At 60.3% G+C, this 2,542-nt stretch carries 3 protein-coding genes; 1 reads left to right on the top strand and 2 read right to left on the bottom strand.

Annotated features, from left to right (window positions below):
* On the top strand, nt 1-480 hold a 480-nt coding region (locus tag P0D89_RS52230; protein ID WP_408370893.1), incomplete at its 5' end, for an IS6 family transposase.
* Nucleotides 481-651: 171 nt separating this feature from the next.
* On the opposite strand, the gene P0D89_RS52225 is transcribed toward P0D89_RS52230, so the two are convergent.
* Both P0D89_RS52225 and P0D89_RS52220 read right to left on the bottom strand, forming a co-directional pair.
* Entirely contained in the window at nt 652-1,464 is an 813-nt protein-coding gene (locus tag P0D89_RS52225; RefSeq protein WP_408370891.1) for a class I SAM-dependent methyltransferase, read from the bottom strand.
* Between the two features lie 613 nt (nt 1,465-2,077).
* Nucleotides 2,078-2,389: a DUF4148 domain-containing protein gene (locus tag P0D89_RS52220; RefSeq protein ID WP_408370889.1), complete on the bottom strand. Its 312-nt coding sequence runs from the start codon at nt 2,387-2,389 to the stop codon at nt 2,078-2,080.
* Nucleotides 2,390-2,542 lie beyond the last annotated feature (153 nt).

The raw sequence follows: 2,542 nt of genomic DNA, 5'->3' as shown, positions 1-2,542 counted from the left end.
GTTTCGCCACCACAAGCGAGCTGTCGGATGGACGAAACGTATATCAAGGTCCGAGGGCAGTGGAAGTATTTGTATCGTGCGGTCGACGAGCAGGGCAACACGGTCGATTTCCTGCTGCGTGCCCATCGCGACAAGGTCGCGGCGCAGCGCTACTTTGAAAAGTCGATCGACCAAAACGGCGAACCCGAGACGGTGACCATCGATAAGAGCGGCCCGAACCTTGCCGCGCTTGACGCGCTGAACGCCGAACGGGACACCCCGATCAAGATTCGACAGAACAAGTATTTGAATAACATCGTTGAGCAGGACCATCGGGCTATCAAGAGGCGAACGCGTCCGATGCTGGGCTTCAAGAATTTTCGCCGCGCTCGCGTCCTGTTAAGCGGCATCGAGCTTGCGCATATGATCGCCAAGGGTCAAATGAAAGACATTTGCACCGAGCGCAGTCGCGCTGAGCAATTCTACTCGCTGACAGCATAAGTAATCCTCATTATCCTAACGATGATTCGCTCTTCCGCCTTATCGCGACAGAGCCCTTTCGGCGACGGTCACTACCGCGCTCCAAAGCGGCCTTCCGCCCCGCGCGCCGGGTCTGACGTAACCGGATTTTCCCGCTTCCTGCTCGCCTCGGTGGCTACTGCCGACGACCATTCAGGGCTTTCTCGCAGACGCGAGTACACACGGCATCGGGACTTGCACCTCACCGTTGTTCGTATACGATGCCGCATCGCCGGACACAGCTTTCTGGATCGAAGCCAGCGCTTCCGGCGACTGCGCCTTCAGGATCGCCGCGACGCGCACCCCACCGCGCATCAGGACGTCGAAAGGCGTTTCGGGCGCGCGGATACGCAACGTTTGACTGACTTCCTTAATGCGGGGCTCAACGAAACCCGCATCAAGCAGCGCACGCTCCGATTCGTGCGAGTCGCTGAAGCGGAAGAACGGAGGCCCAGGAGGCAGTTGGACATCCATGCGACCGTGCTTCTCAATAGCCTTGAGCACCATCCCGAATCCAACGGTCTGGTCCGGCGGCGCCCAAACCGTAAACGAGATTCTGCCGCCCGGGCGCAGCACCCGAAACGCTTCGGCGAGCGCGGCCTCGGGACGAGCGAAATGCAGCATTCCGAAGCTGATACCAACCGCGTCAAAACTCGTATCCGGAAAAGGCAGATCTTCGGCGCTCCCGGGACGGAATGCGAGGTCGGGGAAAATGCGTCTCGCTTGCTGGACCATCGCGTCCGCGAAATCGACGCCGACTACATCGGCGCCACGACGCGCTGCCGCCGCCGCGAGATAGCCGGGTCCGGACGCGACATCAAGGAACTGGACGCCGGCATGTACCTCAAGCGCATCGAGCAACGCATCATTGGACTGCGTTGTCAGTTCGCCAAAATACGAGTGATACGGCTGTGCGACTGTTTCCCAGCCCTGACGCTCAAAGGCGCTGAATTCGTCTTGTCCCATGTCACACTCCATCCGGGTTCACCCTATCGCGCCCCGACATCGGACTGACGCGAGCGGAGCCGAAGCATGCTGGTCAGGTTAGTGCCGCTCGGCCACTTGTACAAGACTGCACGGGAGTTCCAGAATTCATCTTGTGACGCCACCACCATCGACCAATACAGTGACCGCGTCGTATATGTGTGACGTCGTGGCGAGACAGGCAATTGCGTCCGCGATGCGCGTCCCCTGTCCCCCTATGAACGGACGGGCGCGAGCATTGGTCCAGTGACTCCTCGTGGCCGATTGTTCGCGTTCAGCCAGGTTAGCCGTAAGCTGCCAGTCGAAACGTTCTTCCTGTGCCAAGGGCAGCTTTGTGACACCGCATCTCAGCGGGTGCAATCGGCCAGGAAACGACATTCGGACGCAACGAAGTTTGGTCACTCAGGCGACTGTTGCACCTCTGGCAGCGGCATTTTCTGCGCGGAAATGCAGGCCGCTTCATCGGCCATTGCTGACGTCGTAAGCGTCAGCGCGCCCGGCAGCCCACGCTGCAAGGGAGACAGCGGTGCGCTGCAATGCGAGCGCGGTTGCTGCTCGCTAAGTCTTAGGATGCCCATATGGGCGCCGGGGCATCTCACCCGGGTTGAACCTGCTGGCAATCGGTTTGGAACCAATGGTCGACCAGCCGCTGCGCCGCATGTAGATCATCTGGGTAGTTTGGGTCGTCGTTCCAGGGTCTCGGGTCGTAGCCCGCTTTCCTCAGGGCCGAAAGCTCGGTTTGGCGTTGCACCTTCGTCGGAGACGGGTTGCTTCTAAGCGCGGCCAGGTCGCGGCACTCCGTAGGGCTCAGATGTGGCCCACTTTGTGGCACGCCGGCAGCGGCACATCCCGTCAGCAGGAGCGCCAACGCGACAAGCGTCAGGCAGTTTCTCGGGAGGGTTTCCATAGCGCATCTCCACGCGTCCGATTGGCGCGACGCACGCGGTGCGATGCTGCCGGTCGCGCGCGACTTCCGCGTGTATTTTGCCTTAAGTGAGACAGCTACGACCGCTGTATCCCGGAAAGCGACGCAAGACCATCGTCGAATGAACGACTATAG

Source organism: Paraburkholderia sp. RL18-085-BIA-A (genome assembly GCF_046027075.1).
In the GTDB taxonomy this organism is placed as follows: Bacteria; Pseudomonadota; Gammaproteobacteria; order Burkholderiales; family Burkholderiaceae; genus Paraburkholderia.
Note: the sequence above shows the minus strand (reverse complement) of the source record. Positions and strands in the feature narration are given on the sequence as shown.

Excerpts from the sequence above, each read along its gene's own strand:
- P0D89_RS52225 (WP_408370891.1), bottom strand. The coding sequence starts at position 1,464 with ATGGGACAAGACGAATTCAGCGCCTTTGAGCGTCAGGGCTGGGAAACA.
- P0D89_RS52220 (WP_408370889.1), bottom strand. The coding sequence starts at position 2,389 with ATGGAAACCCTCCCGAGAAACTGCCTGACGCTTGTCGCGTTGGCGCTC.